The organism is Fluviibacterium sp. S390, assembly GCF_049800695.1.
In the GTDB taxonomy this organism is placed as follows: domain Bacteria; phylum Pseudomonadota; class Alphaproteobacteria; order Rhodobacterales; family Rhodobacteraceae; genus Meridianimarinicoccus.
Map to the genome: position 1 here is coordinate 81852 of NZ_JBNAFN010000013.1, position 21800 is coordinate 103651.

General features: G+C 60.9%; 23 protein-coding genes. 16 read left to right on the forward strand and 7 right to left on the reverse strand.

Features of this window, described 5'->3' with window-relative positions; translation table 11 throughout:
* Positions 1-39 precede the first annotated feature (39 nt).
* The 4 genes from ACP15K_RS11805 (at position 40) to ACP15K_RS11820 (ending at position 5179) form a co-directional block, all read left to right on the forward strand.
* Positions 40-2712, forward strand: coding sequence for a molybdopterin-dependent oxidoreductase (locus ACP15K_RS11805; protein WP_424990603.1), 2673 nt, complete (start codon positions 40-42; stop codon positions 2710-2712).
* A gap of 79 nt (positions 2713-2791) precedes the next feature.
* On the forward strand, positions 2792-4063 hold the full coding sequence (glp, locus tag ACP15K_RS11810; protein WP_424990604.1) for a gephyrin-like molybdotransferase Glp: 1272 nt from the start codon (positions 2792-2794) through the stop codon (positions 4061-4063).
* Positions 4060-4587, forward strand: a complete 528-nt coding sequence (locus ACP15K_RS11815) for a DUF2478 domain-containing protein (RefSeq protein ID WP_193142813.1) — start codon at positions 4060-4062, stop codon at positions 4585-4587. The genes glp and ACP15K_RS11815 overlap by 4 nt, the downstream gene beginning before the upstream one ends.
* 280 nt (positions 4588-4867) lie before the next feature.
* The gene (locus tag ACP15K_RS11820; RefSeq protein ID WP_193142814.1) at positions 4868-5179 is read left to right on the forward strand and encodes a carboxymuconolactone decarboxylase family protein; all 312 of its coding nucleotides are present in this window, start codon (positions 4868-4870) and stop codon (positions 5177-5179) included.
* A gap of 254 nt (positions 5180-5433) precedes the next feature.
* On the opposite strand, the gene ACP15K_RS11825 is transcribed toward ACP15K_RS11820, so the two are convergent.
* From ACP15K_RS11825 to ACP15K_RS11835, 3 genes are read right to left on the reverse strand one after another with little or no spacing between them, the layout of a single operon-like run.
* Positions 5434-5946, reverse strand: a complete 513-nt coding sequence (locus tag ACP15K_RS11825) for a GreA/GreB family elongation factor (protein ID WP_193142815.1) — start codon at positions 5944-5946, stop codon at positions 5434-5436.
* An 18-nt stretch (positions 5947-5964) separates the two neighbouring features.
* On the reverse strand, positions 5965-6804 hold the full coding sequence (gene fghA, locus ACP15K_RS11830; protein ID WP_193142816.1) for an S-formylglutathione hydrolase: 840 nt from the start codon (positions 6802-6804) through the stop codon (positions 5965-5967).
* A 59-nt stretch (positions 6805-6863) separates the two neighbouring features.
* Entirely contained in the window at positions 6864-7991 is a 1128-nt protein-coding gene (locus ACP15K_RS11835; RefSeq protein WP_226925983.1) for an S-(hydroxymethyl)glutathione dehydrogenase/class III alcohol dehydrogenase, read from the reverse strand.
* 132 nt (positions 7992-8123) lie between these two features.
* On the opposite strand from ACP15K_RS11835, the gene ACP15K_RS11840 reads away from it, so the two are divergent.
* The 5 genes from ACP15K_RS11840 to ACP15K_RS11860 all read left to right on the forward strand — a co-directional run bounded on the left by ACP15K_RS11840 (position 8124) and on the right by ACP15K_RS11860 (position 13117).
* Entirely contained in the window at positions 8124-9035 is a 912-nt protein-coding gene (locus tag ACP15K_RS11840) for a LysR family transcriptional regulator (protein WP_193142817.1), read from the forward strand.
* Positions 9032-9937: a bestrophin family protein gene (locus ACP15K_RS11845; RefSeq protein ID WP_193142818.1), complete on the forward strand. Its 906-nt coding sequence runs from the start codon at positions 9032-9034 to the stop codon at positions 9935-9937. The genes ACP15K_RS11840 and ACP15K_RS11845 overlap by 4 nt, the downstream gene beginning before the upstream one ends.
* 255 nt (positions 9938-10192) lie before the next feature.
* The gene (locus tag ACP15K_RS11850; protein WP_193142819.1) at positions 10193-11173 is read left to right on the forward strand and encodes a L,D-transpeptidase; all 981 of its coding nucleotides are present in this window, start codon (positions 10193-10195) and stop codon (positions 11171-11173) included.
* 144 nt (positions 11174-11317) lie between these two features.
* On the forward strand, positions 11318-12265 hold the full coding sequence (locus ACP15K_RS11855; protein ID WP_193142820.1) for an META domain-containing protein: 948 nt from the start codon (positions 11318-11320) through the stop codon (positions 12263-12265).
* A 48-nt stretch (positions 12266-12313) separates the two neighbouring features.
* Entirely contained in the window at positions 12314-13117 is an 804-nt protein-coding gene (locus tag ACP15K_RS11860) for a hypothetical protein (protein ID WP_193142821.1), read from the forward strand.
* 84 nt (positions 13118-13201) lie between these two features.
* Here the strand turns inward: ACP15K_RS11860 and ACP15K_RS11865 are convergent, their stop codons facing one another.
* Both ACP15K_RS11865 and ACP15K_RS11870 read right to left on the reverse strand, forming a co-directional pair.
* Positions 13202-13495: an META domain-containing protein gene (locus ACP15K_RS11865; protein ID WP_193142822.1), complete on the reverse strand. Its 294-nt coding sequence runs from the start codon at positions 13493-13495 to the stop codon at positions 13202-13204.
* Between the two features lie 47 nt (positions 13496-13542).
* The gene (locus tag ACP15K_RS11870; protein WP_424990605.1) at positions 13543-13836 is read right to left on the reverse strand and encodes a hypothetical protein; all 294 of its coding nucleotides are present in this window, start codon (positions 13834-13836) and stop codon (positions 13543-13545) included.
* Positions 13837-13963: 127 nt separating this feature from the next.
* Between ACP15K_RS11870 and ACP15K_RS11875 the strand changes: the two genes are divergently transcribed.
* The 3 genes from ACP15K_RS11875 (at position 13964) to ACP15K_RS11885 (ending at position 15197) form a co-directional block, all read left to right on the forward strand.
* On the forward strand, positions 13964-14572 hold the full coding sequence (locus ACP15K_RS11875) for a hypothetical protein (protein WP_193142824.1): 609 nt from the start codon (positions 13964-13966) through the stop codon (positions 14570-14572).
* Positions 14573-14599: 27 nt separating this feature from the next.
* Positions 14600-14902: a hypothetical protein gene (locus ACP15K_RS11880; RefSeq protein WP_193142825.1), complete on the forward strand. Its 303-nt coding sequence runs from the start codon at positions 14600-14602 to the stop codon at positions 14900-14902.
* A 61-nt stretch (positions 14903-14963) separates the two neighbouring features.
* Positions 14964-15197 carry a hypothetical protein gene (locus ACP15K_RS11885; protein ID WP_424990606.1) on the forward strand — a complete coding sequence of 78 codons (234 nt, stop codon included), beginning with the start codon at positions 14964-14966 and terminating at the stop codon, positions 15195-15197.
* 217 nt (positions 15198-15414) lie between these two features.
* Here the strand turns inward: ACP15K_RS11885 and ACP15K_RS11890 are convergent, their stop codons facing one another.
* Both ACP15K_RS11890 and uxuA read right to left on the reverse strand, forming a co-directional pair.
* Complete coding sequence (locus ACP15K_RS11890) at positions 15415-16890, reverse strand: mannitol dehydrogenase family protein (RefSeq protein ID WP_193142827.1); 1476 nt, start codon at positions 16888-16890, stop codon at positions 15415-15417.
* Positions 16887-18098, reverse strand: coding sequence for a mannonate dehydratase (uxuA, locus tag ACP15K_RS11895; RefSeq protein ID WP_424990607.1), 1212 nt, complete (start codon positions 18096-18098; stop codon positions 16887-16889). The genes ACP15K_RS11890 and uxuA overlap by 4 nt, the downstream gene beginning before the upstream one ends.
* A gap of 126 nt (positions 18099-18224) precedes the next feature.
* Between uxuA and ACP15K_RS11900 the strand changes: the two genes are divergently transcribed.
* From ACP15K_RS11900 to ACP15K_RS11915, 4 genes are all read left to right on the forward strand, one after another.
* Positions 18225-18953: a GntR family transcriptional regulator gene (locus tag ACP15K_RS11900; RefSeq protein ID WP_424990608.1), complete on the forward strand. Its 729-nt coding sequence runs from the start codon at positions 18225-18227 to the stop codon at positions 18951-18953.
* A gap of 12 nt (positions 18954-18965) precedes the next feature.
* On the forward strand, positions 18966-19943 hold the full coding sequence (locus ACP15K_RS11905; protein ID WP_193142830.1) for a TRAP transporter substrate-binding protein: 978 nt from the start codon (positions 18966-18968) through the stop codon (positions 19941-19943).
* A gap of 76 nt (positions 19944-20019) precedes the next feature.
* Complete coding sequence (locus ACP15K_RS11910; protein ID WP_424990609.1) at positions 20020-20517, forward strand: TRAP transporter small permease; 498 nt, start codon at positions 20020-20022, stop codon at positions 20515-20517.
* Positions 20517-21794 carry a TRAP transporter large permease gene (locus ACP15K_RS11915; protein ID WP_193142832.1) on the forward strand — a complete coding sequence of 426 codons (1278 nt, stop codon included), beginning with the start codon at positions 20517-20519 and terminating at the stop codon, positions 21792-21794. Before ACP15K_RS11910 ends, ACP15K_RS11915 begins: the two co-directional genes overlap by 1 nt.
* Positions 21795-21800 lie beyond the last annotated feature (6 nt).

Genomic DNA, 21800 nt, shown 5'->3' on the forward strand with positions numbered 1-21800 from the left:
ACAGTAGTGTGGGACAAACGCAAGCCACAGGAGGCCAGCATGTCGTTCTCGCAACCCACCCGCCGCGCTTTTCTTCAGGGCGGTGCCGCCGCATTCGGTGTCGCCAACCTGATGGGAACAACCGCCCTCGCCGCCCTCGATCCAAACTCGTTCGACGGGCGTATTTTCCATGCCACGCATTTCGGCCCTTTCGAAGCGGTCGTCCGCGACGGCAAACTGGTCGGGCTGAACACCATCATGGAAATTGATGCGCGGCCCACAGAAATGCTGACCGCAGGCGTCATGGACCGGACCTATGACAAATCCCGCATCGACTATCCGATGGTGCGCAAATCCTACCTTGAGGGCTGGGAAACCGGCGACACCAAGCCCGAACTGCGCGGCAAGGAACCCTATGTCAAGGTGGACTGGGACACGGTCTGGAGCCTGGCGGCCAAGGCCCTGCTCGACACCGCGACCAACCATGGCAACGAAGCGATCTTCAGCTCGTCCTACGGCGGCTGGTCGAACGCGGGTACGTTCCGCCCGAACGTGCTTCAGGGCCGTCTGATCAACCTGTTGGGCGGCTGCACCAACACCTCGGGTGACTGGTCCGCCGGCGCAAGCCAGGTGTCGCTGCCCCACATCATCGGCGACATGGAAGTCTACTCGGCGCAATCCGCCTGGGAAACCATCCGCGACAACACCGAAGTCTTTGTCCTGGTGGGCTGCGACCCGATCAAGAACAACCGGATCGAGTATCGCGTGGCCGACCACGGCATGTATTCGCACTGGGAATCCATCCGCGACGCCGGCGTCAAGTTCATCTCGATCAACCCGCAGAAAACAGCGTCCGACGACTATCTTGACGCCGAGTGGGTCAAGATCGTGCCGAACACCGACGTGGCCCTGTTCGTGGCCATGGCCAACCATGTGCTTGCGCAGGGGCTTGAGGATCGCGCCTACATGGACAAATACACGGTCGGTGCCGACAAGTGGATTGCCTATGTCCAGGGTGACGACGACGGCGTTGCCAAAACCCCGGAATGGGCGGCTGAAATCACCGGCATCGACGCCGACAAGATCCGCGAAATGGCCGAGCTTTTCGCCAGGTCCAACACCGAAATCGCAGGGGCATGGGCCCTGCAACGGGCGCAGCATGGCGAGATGACCCACTGGGCGATCATCAACTTCGCGGCGCTTACCGGCAAGATCGGCAAGCCGGGCTGCGGTGTCGGGTTCAGCTGGCACTATGGCAACGGCGGCATGCCGGCGTCGGGCAAATCGACACCGGCGGGCATGAGCCAGGGCCGCAACTTTGTCAAAGGCGTCTGCCCGGCAAGCCGGATCACCGAAATGCTGGAAAACCCCGGCAAGGAAGTTTTCTACAACGGCAACACGCACACCTATCCGGATGTGAAGGTGATCTTCAACGCTGGCAACAACTTCATGAGCCACCAGCAGGACACCAACCGCCTGATCCGTGCGCTTGAAAAGGTGGAAACCATCATCAGTGTCGATGTTTGGTGGACAGCCGCGGTTCGTTGGGCCGACATCGTGATGCCGGCGGCGTCGACATTGGAACAGGACGACATCACCTCGGGTGGCACCTATTCCAACGACAAGGTCTATGCCATGAAGAAGGTGATCGAACCTTTGGGCGACAGCCTGCCGGATTACGAGATCTTCGAAGGCCTGGCCGACAAACTGGGCCTGTGGGCGCAGTTCACCGACAGCGAAGACAAGATGTATCACATCAAGCTCGCCTACGAGAAATCCTCGGCGGCCAAGCACACCTCGTTCGAGGAGTTCTGGGAAAAAGGCTATGCCCGCATGGAGGTCCCGGAAGAGGCCCGCAAGTGGACACGCCACGGTGATTTCTACAATGACCCGGAAGGCAACCCGCTGCACACGGCCTCTGGCAAGATCGAGATGTTCTGCGAAGACTTCGCCAAGCTCGACATCGACGACATGCCCGGCATGCCGATGTGGATGGAAAAGCACGAGTATCTCGGCAACGCCAAGGAAGGCCAGTTGCACGTGGTATCGCCCCACCCGTGGTTCCGCCTGCACAGCCAGATGGACCAGTCGGAAAACCTGCGCAAACTCTACAAGGTGCAGGGGCGGGAACCGGTGCGCATCAACAGCGAAGATGCTGCTTCGCGCGGGATCGAAGATGGCGATCTGGTCGAACTGTACAACGATCGGGGCACCGTCATTGCCGGGGCCGTGGTCAGCGATGAGATCATGCCGGGCGTCGTGTCGATCTACGAGGGCGCGTGGCCACAGCTTGACAGCAAGGGCCGGTGCAACTCGGGTCTGGTCAACTTCCTGACCTCGACACAACGGTCGTCGGGCGTGGCGCAGGCAACCACCGCCAACACCACCCTGTGCTACATGCGTAAATGTGAGGATCCAGAAGGCCCGAACCTGGCCTATGAAAAGCCCGAGATCATCGAGGACTATGAAGTGGCCGCGATCGATGACGATCTGCTGGGTCTGGACCGTCTCTATGAGCTGACCGAAAAGCTCTATGCGGATATGGGACCGGGCGAGAAGATCTACTTCGAGCGCTGCACCGTCTGCCACGCCCCTCGTGAAGTGACGCACTTCACCCAGCAGCAGTGGAAGGGCATCACCCCGTCGATGTTCCCCCGCGCGGGCCTTGAAGGCGCAGAAGCCGCGCTGGTCATGGACTACCTCATGGCGAACGCTTCCGACGCACCGGAGTAAGCGTCAAGACCACACCTCAGAAGGCCGGTGCATCCGGCCTTCTGACCTTTCCTCCCCCAGAAACCTCAGGATTTGGCAGATGTTTGTTGGTCCCGCCCCGGGTGGATGCAGTTGCGACAGCCAGTCCGCGCCCACCGACATGATGAGCCTGCATGACGCCATAGGCCACGCGCACCGATTGGTCGCCCCGATCCGGGAAAGCCAGACGGTGCCGCTTCTGGAGGCTCCTGGCCGGACCACCGCCGTATCTGTCCGCGCCGCTGCGGCGATGCCTTTCTTCGACAATTCCGCGATGGATGGCTTCGCCCTGCGCTGTGCCGATCTTGAGGGCCGGTGCTGCCTGCCGGTTGCGGGCACGGTCGCGGCGGGCGATGCGCCATGCGATCTGCCCAAGGGCATGGCGATGCGCATTTTCACCGGTGCCCCCCTGCCGAAGGGTGCCGATGCGGTGGTCATGATCGAGGCGTGCGTCGACAAGGCTGACAAGGTCCATGTCGAAACGGCACCGCGCGAGGGCGAAAATATCCGCCGCATGGGCAGTGATCAGGCCGCCGGTCAGGTCCTGCTGGCAGCGGGCACGCGGATCGGATCACATCACATCGGCCTGCTGGCCGCCAATGGCATCGCACAGGTTGATGTCCTTCGACGCCCCCGTGTCGCTGTGTTTTCCACCGGGGACGAATTGCACAGCGGGCCATGCGCCCCCGGTCAAATCCCCGATGCCAACCGCCCGATGCTGTTGGCAATGCTGCACCAGGCAGGCGCCGAGGCGGTGGATCTGGGCATCTTGCCGGATGACGCCGACGCCACCGCGGCAGCGTTCGCCGGCATCGGCAACGGCCATGATCTGATCCTGTCATCCGGCGCTGTGTCGATGGGTGGCAAAGATCACATACGCGCCGCGCTGAGTTCTGCCGGCGGCACGGTGCACGGCTGGCGCGTGGCGTTGAAGCCGGGCAAGCCGGTGATGTTCGGCACGCTGGGCAACGCGGCGTTCACAGGTCTGCCGGGAAACCCCTTCGCGGTGCACGTGGGATTTCACATGTTTGTCCTGCCCCAGATCGCACGCCTTCTTGGGGAACGGCCGGGAACCTTCGCGCCGGTGCCGGCTGTTGCCGATTTCGACTGGACCCGCAAACCGGGACGCGCCGAGGTCTTCCCGGTGCGCCTTGCATCCTACGATGATCTGGGGCGGCCTGTCCTCGAACGCCTTGGCCACAGCGTATCGGCCACATTGTTTCCGTTGAGCGGTGCAGACGGGCTGGCGATCGTGCCGTCCGAATGCCATCACATCACCCCCGGCACGCCCTTGATGTGGCGTCCGTTCTGTCAAAAAGGAGATGTCCAGTGAGCCTCTCTCCCCTTGCCGCAATCCGACTGGATCATGGTGATATCGACGCGTTTCTGGAAGGCATCGCGCGAACCCTGGCCGACCGCGGACTGACCATACGCGGGGCCGTGCAAACCCGTGGCGCAGAGGGCGGCGAATGCCACTGCGCCGACATGGACCTGACGACCTTTGGATCGCGGCGGACATTCCGCATCTCGCAACCCTTGGGCAATGGATCGCGGGGGTGCCGTCTGCATCCGGGCGTCCTGGCCGACTGCTCCGCCTTTATCGAGGCCGAGCTGGAGCAAGGGGCGGATCTGCTGATCCTCAATCGCTTCGGGCGCGGAGAAAGCGAAGGGCGCGGGTTTCGCGACCTGATGGTCAAGGCCATCGCGCTGGACGTGCCGGTGCTGACGGCTGTTCGACCAACCTATGCGGAAAGCTGGTCGGAATTTGGGGCGGGCTGCGCCTGTGACCTGCCGATGAATGAGGACGCGGTCCTGCACTGGCTGGCTTGCGTTCGACAGGACCGCGACGCGGCATGAACCACTGCACGCGAGGCACCACAGCCGCGCCGCGCGGACCGTTGCTGACACCGGGCAGGACGATCCGCGTCTGTCTCGGCACGGACATGTCCGGCGCCCGGACCACCGAAAGGATGATCGCGGTTACCTGAAAGCCGCATCCCGGAATGATCATCGTCATTCGGATTGGCGGCACAAAAGCGCAAGTGGGCTTTCTTGACGTCAAGATGCCCAAAAGAGCAAAATCCACGGGTTAGGACATTGTTGCTGAAAACCCGACCACAGACTGAAAGGACAGAACATGAGCAAAGACCTACCGGGTGCCGCAGGCGATCTCGCCAAGAACTACCCCTCGGTTTGGGAGGCCTATGCCGCACTTGGGGCGGCCACTGCTGAAGCGGGCAATCTGACCGAACGCGAACGGCGTCTGGTCAAGCTGGCGCTGGCCATCGGTGCGGGATCCGAAGGGGCTGTCCACTCTCACTCCCGCCGGGGCCTTGCCGAAGGCGTCGCAAAGGACGATCTGCACCAGGTGGCCCTGCTCGCGATCGGGCCGCTTGGTCTGCCGCGCGCGGTTGCTGCGGGAACCTGGATCGCAGATGTGACGAAGTGATACGAAAATGATCTGCGCCGCTTTGAAAGACCCGGTGCAGATCAATCCCGTTCGTGTAAAAAACCCGGATCCCGAACCCGATGCCTCCATCCCGCAAAGTGGATCCGGGAAGGGAATTTCCCGAGGATCGCAGCGGCAGCCGTCAACGGCGGCAATCAACAGCCCAACGATGCACCGACGTGGGGCCGCGTCTTCGGATGCTGGTCCCTATTGAACGATCCATGACGGGCCTATGCGCGGCGATTTTCGGGGCCCTAGTTGATCCGGAACCCTTCGAACCGGATCGCAACGACTTCAAGATCAACGACTCCGTTGGGTTTGCGCCATTCCACAGCGCTGCCGCGTTCAGCTCCAAGCAAGGCGACGCCAAGCGGTGAGTAGGGAGAGATCAGGCCGCGCGCCGGGTCAGCTTCATCTTCGCCGACAATTCGAAACGTCTGCGCGCTGCCGGCCTCGTCAAGAACATCGACCTCTGCGCCAAAGGCAACACGTCCACTGGGGTGACTGGTGGGATCAACCAGGATTGCCCGGCTGACGCGCGCCTCGAGAAAGCGGATGTCACGCTCGGCAACGGCAACGGCGTGCTTGCGATCCATTTCGTCGGGTTTCTTGCGCAGCTCGGCCAGATCCAGGCGACGGGCCGCCAGCCGGGCCCTGAGATCCGCAAGGCCCGAGGGGGTGACCAGGTTCGGGTGCGGGCTTTGGGGCAAATCGTCCAGCCGGATGTTCTCGGTGCCAACGTCCTCTTTGGTGAATGCCTTGCTCATTGGATGTCTTCTCGTGCTCTATTCGTCCAGATGCATCGCGTGGAACCGCAGGTGATCCTCAACGAAACTGGCGATGAAGTAGTAGCTGTGATCGTAGCCCTCTCGCCTGTTGAGTTGCAAAGGATAGCCGCTGGCCCTGGCCGCCGCCTCCAGCGTTTCGGGCTTCAACTGTTCTTCCAGAAAAGGATCGGCGCCGCCCTGATCGACAAGCGCGGGAACAGCCCCGGTTGCCTTGCGCATCAGCAGGCTTGCATCGTGGTCGCCCCATGCGGCGCTGTCCTTGCCGAGGTACGCGGCAAAGGCCTTCTGGCCCCACGGGCAGTTGACCGGATTGGCGATCGGGCTGAAGGCCGAAACGGACTGGAACCGATCAGGATTGCGCAGCGCCATGACCAGCGCGCCATGGCCGCCCATGGAATGGCCGAACACCGAGCGTTTGCTGCTGACCGGAAAAGTCGCCTCGACGAGCGCGGGCAGTTCATCCATCACGTAGTCATACATGTGATAGTGGCGGTTCCACGGTGCCTGCGTTGCATTGACGTAAAATCCGGCCCCCTGCCCCAGATCAAAGGCCGTGTCGTCGGCGACATCCGTACCGCGTGGGCTGGTGTCCGGGGCGACGATTGCAACGCCAAGCTCAGCGGCGACACGTTGGGCGGCGGCCTTTTGCATGAAGTTCTCATCGGTGCAGGTCAGCCCGGACAGCCAGTAGATCACCGGCACCTTCCGCCCCTTGGCCGTCTGCGGCGGCAGGTAGATCGCAAACCGCATGTCGCAATTCAGCGTGGTTGAACGGTGGGAGTAGTGTTTCGTCCACCCATCGAAGCTCTTGTTGTCGCTCAGGTTGTCGAGGGTCATGCCGCACCTTTGAAAAAGACTTCAGGTCGCGCCAACAAGGCGCGACCTGCTTGGTTGGTTTACATGTCGAAATGGATGACAGAGCGAATGCTCTTGCCCTCGTGCATCAGATCGAACGCCTCGTTGATGTCTTCCAGGCCCATCGTGTGGGTGATGAAGTCGTTGAGCTTGAATTCGCCCTGCATGTACCGCTCGACATATTCGGGCAGTTCGGACCGGCCCTTGACGCCCCCAAAAGCAGACCCGCGCCAGACACGGCCTGTAACGAGCTGGAACGGCCGGGTCGAGATTTCCTGACCGGCCCCGGCAACGCCGATGATCACGGACTCACCCCAGCCCTTGTGGCAGCACTCCAGCGCCGAGCGCATGACATTGACGTTGCCGATACACTCGAACGAGTAGTCCACACCGCCATCGGTCAACTCGACAATCACATCCTGGATCGGCTTGTCATGATCCTTCGGGTTGATGAAGTCGGTCGCGCCTAGCTTGCGGGCCAGGTCGAACTTGCTTTCGTTGATGTCGATCACGATGATCCGGCTGGCCTTGGCCATGGCCGCGCCAATGACCGCCGAAAGGCCAATGCCGCCCATGCCGAAGATCGCAACGGTTGCGCCCTCTTCGACCTTGGCCGTGTTCATCACCGCGCCCATGCCCGTGGTGACACCACAGCCCAGCAGGCAGACCTCTTCCAGCGGCGCGTCGGGGTTGACCTTGGCCAGCGAGATTTCCGGCAGCACGGTGTATTCCGAGAAGGTCGAACAGCCCATGTAGTGCAGGATCGGCTTGCCGTCCTTGAAGAACCGGGTGGTGCCGTCGGGCATCAGACCCTTTCCTTGGGTTTCACGGATTTTCTGGCAGAGGTTGGTCTTGCCGGACTTGCAGAATTTGCATTCTCCGCATTCGGGCGTGTAGAGCGGAATGACGTGGTCTCCCACGGCAACGCTGGTCACGCCCTCGCCGATGGATTCCACAATGCCGCCGCCCTCGTGGCCGAGGATGACAGGGAACAGCCCTTCCGGGTCGTCGCCCGACAGGGTGAAGGCGTCGGTGTGGCAGACCCCGGACGCAATGATCCTGATGCGCACTTCGCCGGCTTGCGGCGGCATCACGTCAATTTCTTCGATCGAAAGCGGCTGGTTCACAGCCCAGGCAACGGCGGCCTTGCATTTGATTACATCGGTCATCTTGGCTCACTTTTCTTTGGAGGAGAGGCTCTGGGTTACGATTTACACTATTCCTGAGGTACGATAATTAGCCCATGACGCAAATTACTATTACCGTTCTGCAACAGTGATACCGCGCAAGAGGGTGTAACATTGGCCAAATGGGACGGCGTTTCTGAATTCGTGGCCGTTGCCGAGGCGGAGAGCTTCACGGCCGCCGGCAACCGGCTTGGGATCTCTACCGCACAGGTCAGTCGCCAGATCGGCGCGCTTGAGACGCGACTTGGGGTCAAGCTGTTCTACCGGACGACCCGCAAGGTTTCGATCACCGACGCAGGACAGGTCTATTACAACCATTGCCGACAGGTGCTGGATGCGCTGGCCGACGCGGAACGGGCCGTGACCGATCTGCATCAAACCCCCAGGGGCAGGCTGAACATGACCGCGCCGGTGACTTTTGGCGAAAGCAGGATTGCACCGCTGATCAATGATTTCGTTGCGCGCTACCCCGACCTTGAGGTCACCCTGAAGCTGACCAATCAGATGGTGGATCTGGTGGCGGAAAGCTATGATCTGGCGATCCGTCTGGGCGAACTGGATGACAGCACGATGATGGCCAGACGCCTGGCAGCGCGGACCCACCACACCTGCGCTTCACCGGACTATCTTGCGGGGCACGGCGCGCCATACACCCTGTCCGAACTGGATCAGCACAATTGCCTGCAAGGCACGCTGAACACATGGCGGTTTCAGGAAGACGGCAAAGCGCGGCATATCCGTGTCAAAGGAAACCTGCGCTGCAACAGCGGGTGGTCGCTGGTCGATGCCGCGCTGAAGGGCATCGGCATCATCCAACTGCCGGACTACTACGTTCATTCCGAGATCGACACGGGCCGGCTGGTCCCGGTCCTTGACCATTTCCGTGCACCCGATGACGGGATATGGGCGATCTACCCGCACAACCGCCACCTTTCGCCCAAGGTGAGGCTGCTTCTGGATCATCTGGGCGAAGGATTGGGAAAGGCGCAAGACATGACACCCACGACAGCCAGGTTCGCAAAATGATTGTCCGGGAACACCCTTCGACCCTGAAACTGTTTTTCGTGATGCAAGGGTCTGTCGTGCCAAAGATCATCGGCAGGATCATCATGATTGCCCTGTTGACCATCGTTGTCGTGCTGCTCGATCGGCATGTCGTCACGCTGCCGCACATCTCGATCGGAGCGATGGGCATATTCGGGGTCGCGCTTTCGCTGTTCCTCGGCTTTCGCAACAACGCCGCCTATGACCGCTGGTGGGAAGCACGCAAGCTTTGGGGCACGATGATTGCTGATGTGCGCAACCTGGGGCGGCACATGTGTGTTTTCGTAGAAAAGGACGCGGACCGCGAACAGATCCTGTCTTGTGCGGTGGCCTTCGCGCATCTGCATCGCGGTTTCCTGCGCGGAGTGGATGTGAAAGCAGATATCCTGGGCTGGATCGGCAAGGAACAGGCCGACGCCATGGTCACCAAGACAAACCCGGCCGATGCAGCCTTGCGGTCCATGGCCGACAAGATTGGCACGCTGACCAAGGCTGACGCGATCAGCGGGTTCGGTCAGATGACCCTCTCACAGACCTTGTCCTCCATGGCGCTGGCGCAGGCGGGGTGTGAACGCATCTTCACGACGCCTTTGCCGTTTGTCTATTCCCTGCTGGTTCGTCGAACCACCTATATCTATTGCTGGCTGCTTCCCTTCGCACTGATCGAAACCACGGGCTGGCTCGCGCCCCTCTTTGCCGCGGTCGTGGCCTATGTGTTCTTTGGTCTGCAGGCCGTCACCAACGAACTGGAGCACCCGTTTCGCAACGTGCAGAACGGGCTGCCGCTGGATGCGATGTGCCGCACGATCGAAATCTCGGTGTCGGAAGCGCTGAACCGCCGCCCGCCCGAGGCCTTGACCGCGAAGGACCATGTTCTGAGCTGAAATCCGGCGCCGGGTCATTCCTTCCTTCAGGTCGGTTTTCAAACATCACATCCGAGAGTTGCCGATCCACCCAATGCGCCGCTTAAGGCCTCGCAACCGCATCGCGAGGATGCTCGGGAAACACGTGTCTGCTGGGGAACGCCGGGGGCCAAATGGCACCCGGCGGGATTCGCCCCAAAAACGGGTTTACAAGGCTACATCTTGTGGGCGATCTTGTGCCACCTACCATCTGAGCAGAAAACGAGATCTCCAAACATGTCCAATCCGACTGCCCTGACTCGGCGAAAGCTCCTTGCTGCCTCTGGTGGTGCTGCGCTGGCGCTGCTGGCCGGCCCGCTTGCCGGACAACACGTCTACAAGGAGATCCACGAGCTCAAACCCGGCGAGTTCACGTGGCATCCCGAGCGTCAGCCCACCGGGCCGGTCGCGGTCATCGTGTCGCTCACGGACCAGCGGGTGCACATCTATCGCAATGGCGTTCGTATCGCGGTATCGACCTGTTCCACGGGCAAGACCGGACATGAAACGCCCACGGGGGTTTTCGTTGTGCTGCAAAAGGATCGGGATCACCGCTCCTCGACCTATAACAACGCGCCCATGCCGAACATGAACCGGCTGACATGGGATGGGGTCGCCCTTCATGCCGGGAACCTGCCGGGCTATCCGGCGTCCCATGGATGTGTGCGCCTGCCCTTGAAGTTCTCGGCCCTGCTGTTCGAGGTCACGCACCTGGGGACACCGGTGATCGTTGCCGACGAACATCACTTCCCGGTGGATGTGGTTCATCCGGGAATGGTGCTGTCGAGTTATGCCGAGCACGAATTCGAGGATGTTGTTTCAACCCTGGAGGGGCGCAAGCACCCTGCGGACTGGACCCTGGACGAGGCGTATCCGGTCACCACGATCCTTGCGTCCTCCCATGACCGGAAAATCGTGATCATTGAAAACGACGTGGAGGTCGCCTCCGGGGTGCTCGAATGGGACGGCGATCCCCTGGGCGCTCATGTCTACGTCCTGCAGGGCGCCCACGAAGGCGCCAAGGGTATGCACTGGCAAGCCCTCACTTACGGCACATCGCAGAGTGCCGAGATGCAGGATCTCAAGCGTGTGCGCACGGACAAGGCATTTGCCGAGCAGATCCGTCAATACGTCCATCCGGGCATGATCTACATCCTGACAGACCTGCCGCTGCATCCCGACAGCCGTTCGCAGCGCGATTTCGTGATCATGTCATGACGACACCGGGGACAGAAAAAGTGCAGTACCGTTTCAGAGCCTTCGCGGCCGTACCACGCGCAAGCCTTGCCCCCGCGCCCAGTACGCCGTCGCCGGACGGGTGCGAAAGCGCCCATGTATCCGATTTCATCAAGGAAGACACCGATGAATGATCTGTACCGCCTTGCCGGGGCGCTCGGGCTTGCCGCCACCGCCTGCATGTCGCCGACCTTGGGGCTGGCAAGTGACTGGACCATCGTATCGGTGAACGGCTCGGCCGCGGCCGGAGACCCCCAGATCGCGCTTGGCGCGGATGGCACCATCGCCGGCAACACCGGCTGCAACAGCTTCACCGGATCGGCACGGTTCGAAAACACGGTTCTGGTGGTGGACACCCCATTGGCCGTGACCCGGATGGCGTGCTTCGATGACGCCCTTGCCATGCAGGAAGAGACGATCCTGCAACTGCTGCAGGGGGAAACTGCGTTCGCCCATGATCCCTTCACCGGCGCTTTCGTACTTTCCCGGGGTGAAACCCAGTTGGGGCTGGCCGAATTGCTGCCGTCGGTTTTCGATATCGGTTACGTCACGGTGGACGGGGTCCGTGGACCGCTGAACATCCGACAGGCGCCCGGCACGGATGCACCGGTGGTCACCCGCGTCCTGCCCGGAACACTTCTGCGCAATCAGGGATGCCAGGTCGGGGACAGCTACGACTGGTGCAACATCACCTTTCTGGACGCATCGGGCACCACCGGCTGGGCCGCGGCAGAGTACCTGCGGCCTGCACCGGCCACGGTGCGGGCGCAGCAGGGCGTGTTCGACAACATCGGCAGCCTCGATTGCCAGGGCTCGGACGACAGCCCGGTCCTGAGCTGCGACTATGGCGTTGCGCGAGACGGCGACCACTCGGCGGTTCTGGTGATCTATGATCCCGACGCGGGCGAGCGCGCCGTGCATTTTTCAGATGGCGAGCTGGTCTATGCAGACATCGCGGAAGGCAGCGCTTTAGATGCACAATCCAGCGCGTTGTCGGGAGATGTGATCGTGGTGTCCCTGGGTCAGCAGACCTATCAGGTGCCGCAACATGTGATCATTGGAAATGTGGAATAGCCCGCAGCCGATGCCGCACATGCCTCAGGGAATAGAGAGGGCAATTTGATGCGACGTTTCGGGCAGACGCCTGGTGCCATTGTCGGCGCGTTCCATGCGCTGATCTTCGGCGTCACTGTCGCTTTGGCAGAAGACACCGCCGATCTGGATGCCATTGCAGCGCAACTTCTGCCGGAGCAGGTTGCCTCCGCCGTTGCCGCGATCCCGGAAGAGCCGCGCAAGCTTCTTGCCATGCGCAGCTACCTGCGGTTTTCCGGCAAGCTGGAGGAGCGTTGGAGCTGGAGCGAGGAAGAGATTGCCGCGTTCCAGGGATCCGAGGCGCAACTGGCGCTGCAATCCGAGATTGACGCCATCAGTGCCGATTTTGCCGAACGCAATCCCGGCCACGCGATCTATGTACATTCCCGCGTGCGGAGCCTCGACACGCAGATCGACCACTGGAACGAGAACAACTCCGTCGGGGTGTCGGGTGCCGAAATCCACGAGGCCTGGCTGAACAGCAAAGCGGCCACACCCTCCCCTACCGACCCCAAAGCGCTGGCACGTTTCGAGAAATGGCTGAAGCGCTATACCCCCGAAACCCGCGCGCATATCGCCGCGCCGGGACTTTCGCGGCATGGGCGTGCGCAGGCGATTGATTTCCAGATCACGAAGGATGGAAAGATCATCGCCAGCACGGACTATGACGCGATCGAGACCGAGTGGCGGCAGGGCGGCTGGGAAGACAAACTCAAGGCAAGCGTGACAGCCGCCGGGCCGTGCTTCTCCGGGCCGCTGTCCTCGCTCCATGAACCCTGGCACTACGACTATACACCGCAACCGACTGCGGCGGACACTTCTGGATCGCAGTAGGTCGCGCCGCGGGCGCGGGTGCACGGCCACCGCAGGGCCTGATCATACGCAGGCCGTTAGCAGATGGGGGGCAGTGGCGCGTGCCTAGCGGGCGGCCCCTGCGCTTTCCAGCTGGATGACCCGATACGTGGGATCCTCGACGCGAACGACAAGGTTGTCCCCGTCAAATTCAAAGACATTCGAAGCCGTCATCATACGCGCGAACGCGTCGCCCAACGACGGTGGCGGACAGAGTGCCAGCGTCGCCGGGCCTGACTCAAGCACAAGTTGCGTGTCTTCCAGTGCCCATGTCCCGGTGGTGCGATTGGAGTCAGCCTGCAGCGCGCAACTGCCGTCGTCTGAGAACGTGACTGCATAGCGCCCTGCACCATCAATCACGTCTTCTTCAAGATCGCTTGTCGCGGCGCGCGTCCATCAACGGATGATCAGCAATCCCCGGACGGCAGCATGTCCACGGAAGAATAGCGTCCGTCTGCGGTGACGACACGCGCGCAGGCGCCCGTGCTGCGATTGAACCAATAGGCGGTCAGGCCTTCGGTGCGCACCAATTCGTACCCAAGGTTCTGAATTCCCATTTCAGCCTGCCCGGCGCGGGTGCCTTCGAAGGACGACAGATCGCTGCTGCTGCCGACGCTGGGCTGGCCGACCGAGGCGCCATCGTCGACACAGGCGGTCAGGGCAACCATGGCCAGAACGGAAAGCGTGGATGTGAATTTCATGTAAATTCTCCATTTATTGTCCGGTTGACGGTACAGTTTGCGGTCGGGTTAACAACCCAAACATGTTGCTTGCGCAGCATTCGGGTCGCCAATAGCCTTTCGAATATCAACCGTAGAGAGGTCCATCGTGCCATTCAGCAAACTCACCGCAGCTGCGGTCGCAACAACCCTGGTCGCGATCCCCGTCTTTTCAGCAGAACAGGATGCCATAGACGGCTGTATTGACCAGCTTAGGGTCGTGGGCGGGCCGGATGGGCAATCCGGCGAAGTGCTGAGTTCGGAGTTCTCCGAGGCCGCAACCCTGGTCATGCTGCGCGACCTTGGTGGCACCACCTGGCGCTGCCGTGCCTTTTCCGACGGTACCGTCGGGGAATTGAGCGTCGCAAGCGCTGCCGACGAAGGCGGGGGCGCCATGGCCGGGGCAACGGATCGGGTGCGCGTCAGGTTCAATGCCGGGACGACCGGAACGGAGCTGAGCGATGCATTGGCACCGGGTGCCTCACGCCAGTACGTGATCGGCGCTGCAAAGGATCAGTTCCTGTACACCCGCGTTGCCGCTGACGGAGGGCCCCTCGACTACCAGATCTTCAATCCCGACGGATCTTTCCTTCGGGATCTCATGGGCGGTGATCGGGAGTATCGCGGCCAGCTTTGGCAATCTGGAGATCACGTGATCGAGGTGATCAACCGCACCGGCGCACGGCAAGGCTACAACTTGATCATTGGCATCGAATGATCGCGTATTCCTGTTTGGAGAGCCAGGATGAATAACAAAGCTACGACCACTGTCTGTTTGGTTTCGCTTCTTGCGCTCTCGGCCTGTGTCGAGCACAGCACCGGTACCTCCCCTTCCGCCACGCCCAGCATCGAAGAGCAGGCCTGCCTGAGGGATGTCACCAGGACCACGAACAACGGAGACGTCGTGCTTTTGTCGTCCGATTATTCGCAAGCCGGAACCCAGGTGATCGTCGGGGTTGGTCCACAACGTGCCCGTTGGAGTTGCATCGGCTACAGCGACGGGACCACGGCGGACATCACGTCGTTGACCAACGAAGGCACCCTGTAGTGCCGGAAATCAGGGCGAGCTTCCGATGAGGCCTTGCAAGATCATTGTCTGGCTGTTCGGTATGCTGTGGCTCTTCGCCATTGGGATTTTTCTGATCGGCCAGTTTGGTCTGTTCGGACAGGAACGCGATCCGCTGGCCGGAGTGTTTCTGTTGCCGCTTGGTCTCCCCTGGAATCGCTTCATCGACTTCGCACCTGAAGCAACATGGCCCTGGCTTGCGGCAGCAATGCCGCTGGTCAACCTCCTTCTGCTGAGGGCGATCTGCCGGTTTCTGGGAAGCAGGCAGGCGAAATAGGGCCTGAAACCTGTCACAAACCAGAACTCGAACGCCCACAATTGCGTGGCTGGCGGCGGATTGGTCGGCGGCCTAAGGGCGGTGTTGCGGAATCCTGCTGACCCTTCAAACGGCCATCAAAAGTCGGGTCACGGCATCTTGCCTGTTGCCTGAAAACAGATATCCGGGCTCCAAACAGACCCCGCACCAGCTTGTCGATTCAGCGCGCACGCAGATTTCACGAAATGCGTCCGAACGTTGTTTCAACAACCTGTTCAATTGGGTTTTCTGCTAGGTCCCCAAGAACACCAAGGACACTTTTCCGCCATGCTGGGGACTCAGACAACTCTTTGGGGAACAACCCCGGCATTCTCTCGAATGCGGACAGTATTTCGTCCGGAGTGTCACCCTGCGCGGCGGCTCTGAGCAGGTCTGCGCGTGGGTCGTTTATCGCGCGATCATCCATCCCTTTGCCGCCCCTTTTGCAGTACCACATCCAGACAGCCGTCGCGAAGGCGCCGCTTTGAATTGAAAGGTTGTGCGCGATTGCGTCGGCCGCGGGGGCAAAGATCCTTTGCGGCATCTTTTCGGACCCGTCTGACGCAATCTGCAGGGTCTCATGTGCAATATTCGGATTGCGGAATCGCGCGATCAGATCGGCACGGTATTGCGGCAGATCAATATCGGGCAAGGCGGGCAAGGTCGCAGACACCTCTTCAAGATGCCGGCGCACGATGGCTTCAAGACACGGGTCTGCCATGACATCGCGCACGTACTGCTTGCCAAGAAGCTGGCCCATGTAGGCGATCAGGGAATGGCTGCCGTTCAACAGGCGCAGCTTCATTTTTTCATATGCGGCGACATCATTGGTAAAGATCGCACCCGCCGCATCCCATGCCGGGCGTCCGGTGGGAAAATTGTCTTCGATCACCCACTGATGAAAGCTCTCGGTTTCGATCGCCAGAACGTCTTCGGAGCCGGTCAGTTCCTGCGCCAGCGCGCGGGTATCGGCGGTTTGCGCCGGGGTGATGCGATCCACCATCGACGAGGGGCAAGCGACGGTGTCGGCAATCCATTGGCCCAGGTCCGTATCGTACCGGTTGGCAAAGTCGATCAACCCGGCGCGAAGAAATGTGCCGTTTTCAGGAAGGTTATCGCAGCAAAGCACCGTAAAGGGCGCGATGCCTCTGGTGCGGCGCCGCGCCAGTGCCGTGACGATCAGCCCGATGACCCCGACCGGGGCGCTGTCGCGGGTCAAGTCCTGTGCAATGACCGGGTTGGACAGGTCAAGGCCGCCAGTCGCGCGGTCGATACCATAGCCTTTCTCTGTGACGGTGGTCGTGACCACGCGGACGTTGGCATCGCACAGGGCGTCCAGAACCTGTTCGGGCTGGGTGCGCGCGCACACGGCGTGGTCGATGCTGCCGATGATCTGCGCCTTTGCGCCGTCGTTCCCTTTTTCAAGGATCGTGAACAGTCCGTCCTGGGCGTTGAAATCCGCCGCCACCTGTTCATTGCGCATGCTGACGCCGATGATTTTCCAATCGCCGCCCTCTGCCGCCAGGGCCGCATCGGTGTAAAACGCCTGATGCGCCTTGTGAAACGCGCCAAGGCCAAGATGCACGATCCCGACACCACAGGCGTTACGGTCATACTGCGGGGTGGCCGCCGTAGCTGGCGCCTTCGCGATGCTTCGGGAAGTCAAACCCGTCATGCCGCAGACCTCGGATGGGACAGGGCCTCGATGATGCCGCGCAATTCGGCCAACCCCTTGAGGCGGCCCACGGCGGGATAGCCAGGCTGGCTGTTCTTCCCGAGATCGCTGAGGATATCCTGCCCATGGTCGGGGCGGAACGGGATGTTGCAATCCGTACGACCTTCGGCGGCGCGGCGTTTTTCCTCGTCCAGCACGGCGGCGATCAACTCGACCATATCGGTCACGCCCTCAAGATGCGCGGCCTCGTGGAAGGAATTCGGCAGGCCGTCGGTTTCTCGGCAGACGTTGCGCAGGTGCACGAAATGCACCCGTGACCCAAGGCGACGCATCATGCCCGGCAGGTCATTGTCGGCGCGCACGCCCAGCGAGCCGCTGCACAGCGTGATCCCGTTTGCAGGCGAATCCACGGCGGCCATCAGGCGGGTGTAGTCCGCTTCGGTCGACATGATGCGCGGCAGGCCCAGCAGCGCGAAGGGCGGATCGTCGGGGTGACAACACAGGCGCGCACCCACTTCTTCCGCCACGGGCACGACCTCGGCCAGGAAATCAATCTGGTGCTGGCGCAGACGCTCGGCGTCGATTCCGTCATACGCGCGAAGATGCGCGCGCAGATCGTCAAGGGAATATCCCTCTTCGGCGCCCGGCAGTCCGCAGATCACGTTTTGCATCAACGCATCAAGGTCGGTGTCGGTCATCGTATCGCGGCGTGTCTTGGCCTGCTGCACGACCTCGGCGGGGAAATCATCGCTTGCCCCGTCACGAGCCAGAACGAATATATCGAAGATCGCAAAATCGACCACGTCGAACCGCATGCACCGTGCACCGTTGGGCAATTCATACCCCAGATTGGTTCGCGTCCAGTCCAGCACCGGCATGAAGTTATAGCAGATCACCGGCACGCCGGCCGCTGCAAGATTCCGGATGCTTTGCTTGTAGTTTTCGATTTGGGCGCGCCAATCGCTGGTCTGCTGCTTGATGTTTTCGGACACCGGCAGGCTTTCGACGACATTCCACACCAGACTTGTCGGCGCGCCGTTCGGCTGCTGTTCGATCTGCTGCTGGCGCCGTTTGATTTCCTCGTCCGACCAGACCACGCCATTGGGGATGTGATGCAGCGCGCTGACCACCCCGGTGACCCCCGCCTGTCGCATATCTGGGATCGAAACTGTATCCTTTGGTCCAAACCAACGCCAAGATTGTTGCATGCTGTTCTCCGCCACAATGCGCAACGCATTGAAAAGATTACGGTCCCGATGAGACCCCAGCAAACCATAACATTTAGTTGACTTGTATGGAAGTAGGCAAGTATAGAAAAGGCAGGAGGATGACACATGCTGGACTTGGTCGACGTTGAGGGATGGGTGCTGGATCACCGCAAGGCTGTGAGCCCTCAGCTGCGTGCAATCCTGCGAAGCCGTATCATCCGCAATGACCTGCGCCCGATGTCCCGCCTGTCCGAACCGGAGCTTGCAAAGGAATACGGCGTCAGCCGCCAGCCGGTGCGCGAAGCCTTCATCACCCTGATGAACGAGGGCCTGGTCGAGGTTCGCCCCCAGCGTGGCACCTATGTGTGCAAGATCGACTACGACGCCGTGCTGAACGCCCGCTTTGTGCGCGAGGCCGTTGAGTCCGACATTGTCGCCAAACTTGCCTCCGAGGACAGTGGCGATCTGATCAAGGAGCTGCGCGCGCAGCTGTCCTTGCAGAAAAAGGTCGTAAAAGGCTCACCCGAAAAATTCATGGAACTGGATGAACGGTTCCACATGACCCTTGCCCAAGGGGCGGGGCTGGCGAAATCATGGAGGTTCCTTGAAGGCATCAAGTCACAAATGGACCGCGTGCGGTTCATCACCTTCGAAGAATTCCACATATCCAAGTTGATTGGTCAACACGAACAGATCGTCGACTTCATCGAGCAGAAAACTGTGAGCGGAGCAGAGGACGCCATGCGGGCCCATCTGCGCGAGATTCTCAACAGTTTGCCGCGCGTTCGGGCACTTTACCCTGACCACTTCGAGAATTCGCCGGGCGAGTCCCGCGAAGAAAATCCAAAACTCTAGGAGGAGTAAACCATGAGCCTAATTTCGAAATTCACCACTTTGGCGGCTGCAAGCTGCATGGCGATTGCCAGCGGCACCGCTGTCTTCAGCCAGGAAATGACGCTGAAACTCGGCCACCTCGCCAACGAAGACAACTCATGGCACCTTGCCGCAGTTCGTTTCGGCGAAGAACTCAGCGCGCGGACCGACGGGCGTATCGCGGTTCAGGTGTTCCCGAACGAGTCGCTGGGCAAAGAGATCGACCTGATCAACGGCATGCAGCTTGGCACCGTGGACATGACCATTACAGGTGAAAGCCTTCAGAACTGGGCGCCGATGGCAGCCCTTCTGGCCGTGCCCTACGCCTATCGCTCGCTCGAGCACATGGACGAAGTGGCCGGTGGCGAGATCGGCGATCAGATCGAAGCTCAGATCATCGCAAAAGCCCAGGTGCGCCCGATTGCATTCTTTGCTCGCGGCCCGCGCAACCTGACCTCGCAACGCCCGATCGAGTCCCCTGCGGACCTGGACGGCATGAAGATGCGCGTTCCGAACGTGCCGCTGTTCGTCGATGTCTGGGCGGCCCTTGGTGCATCCCCGACCCCGATGGCCTTTTCCGAAGTGTTCACCTCGCTGCAAAGCGGCGTGATCGACGGTCAGGAAAACCCGCTGGCGCTGATCCGCTCGGCGAACTTCAACGAAGTTCAGGGGTACGTGAACCAGACCGAGCACGTGCGGTCCTGGATCTATCTGACGATCGCTGAATCCACATGGGCCAAGCTGTCCGAAGAGGATCGGGCCGCCGTCATGGAAGCCGCCGCCGCCGCCCAGGAATACGAGCGCAGCCTGCTGCTTGACAGCCTGGCCGCCGACAAAGCCTACCTTGAGGAAAACGGCATGACCTTCGTTGAAGTCGATGGCGCTGCCTTCCAGGCTGCCGCCCGTGACGCGGTTCTTGCCAACGTCAGCGACGAGATCAAGCCGATCGTCGAAGGCCTGTTCGCCAACTAAGCGAACCTGCCTGAAATAAAGGGGAATTGCCGACATCGGGTCGGCAATTCCTTGCCCTTTAGCCGGAAACAGTCCCATGGCCAGAATTGAAAGCTTCTTCTACGCTGTCTGCCGCATCGGTGTCGGTATCTCGTTCCTGGTGTTGATCGTGACAGTCCTGACGCAGGTCCTGGGGCGGACGTTCGGCTCCTCTCCGATCTGGACCGAAGAGCTGACACGGTTCTCGATGCTCTACATGGTCGCTTTCGGGGCGGGCCTGTCGCTGCGCTCCGGTGATCTGGTAAACGTCGATGTTGTCTGCGAAAACCTGCCCGGAAAATGGCCGTGGCGGCTGCGGCTGGTTTCCGCCGCGCTGACCGCCTTGCTCTGTGCCTACCTGATTCCACCCGCCTGGAAATATGTCTCCATCGGTGCGATGCAAACATCCCCGGCCATGACCCTGCGCATGGACTTCGTCCATTTCACGGTCTTTGGGCTGCTGGTGACCCTTTTACTTTTCGCCGTTTTCAGAGTCATCGGTATGGTGTTTGCCGGCCGTGATGGCAAAGCGGACGTTCGCGAGGATCTCGTCTGATGGGCCTTACAATCCTGATCGCCGTATTTGTCGTTGGGCTGATAATTGGCCTGCCCGTGGCCGTGACGCTGGGCGTCAGCTCGCTCAGCTATCTGTTGATCATGGGCATCCCCGCCGTGGTGATGCCGCAAAAAATGTATGCGGGCATGGACGTATTCGTCCTGCTCAGCATTCCGGGTTTCATCCTTGCGGGCAACCTGATGAACCGTGGCGGAATTACCGAACGCATTATCCGCTTCGCAAACTCTCTGGTTGGCTGGATCCGGGGTGGCCTTGGATTGACCAACGTCGGCGCGTCGATGCTGTTTGGCGGCATCACCGGCACGGCTGTGGCCGATGCGGCCTCTATCGGTGGCGTGATGATTCCGGGGATGAAAAAGGCGGGGTATCCGGCTGATTTTTCGGCGGCCGTCACCGCGGCGTCCTCGACCGTGGGGCCGATCATCCCACCCAGCGTCCCGATGATCATTGTCGGTGCTTTGTCGGGCATTTCCGTCGGCAAGATGTTCCTGGCGGGGGCCATTCCCGGCATCCTGATGGGTCTTGCGATGATGGTCACGACCTATCTGATCGCGCGCAAGAAGAACTTCCCCAAACAGGACTGGCAAGGCTTCAGCGAAATCGGCAAATCGTTTGCGGGGGCGTTCTGGGCGCTCGCGATGACCGGGATCATTCTTTACGGCCTGCTCAGCGGGATCGCGACACCCACGGAAACGGCCATCGTTGCCTCGGTCTATGCCATGGTGATCGGGCTGTTCATCTACCGCGAACTGCCGGTTCTGGAGATTCCGAAGATCGTCGTGGACAGTGCCGTGTCCGCCACGGGCATCCTGCTGCTTGTCGGGTTTGCCAATGTCTTCGGCTGGATTCTGGTGTCGGAACAGATCCCGCAGGCGATTGCCTCGGCGGTTCTGTCGATGACCGACAACAAGTTCCTGGTGATCCTGATCATCAACATCCTGCTGTTGCTGGTCGGAATGTTCATGGAAACGATCGCGGCGCTGATCATCCTTTTCGTGCCGCTTCTGGCACTTGCCGTTGCGGTGGATATCGAACCGCTGCACTTCGCGACCTTCGCGGTTCTGAACCTGATGATCGGCCTGACCACGCCCCCCCTGGGTGTCTGCCTGTTCGTCTGCGCCGGGATCGCGCGCCTGCCGCTCACCCCTGTCGTGATCGCAATCCTTCCATTCCTGTTCACCAACATCCTTGTGCTGTTGCTGGTGTCCTATGTGCCTGCCATTTCGACATGGCTGCCTTCTGTCCTCATGCCTTAGGAAAAA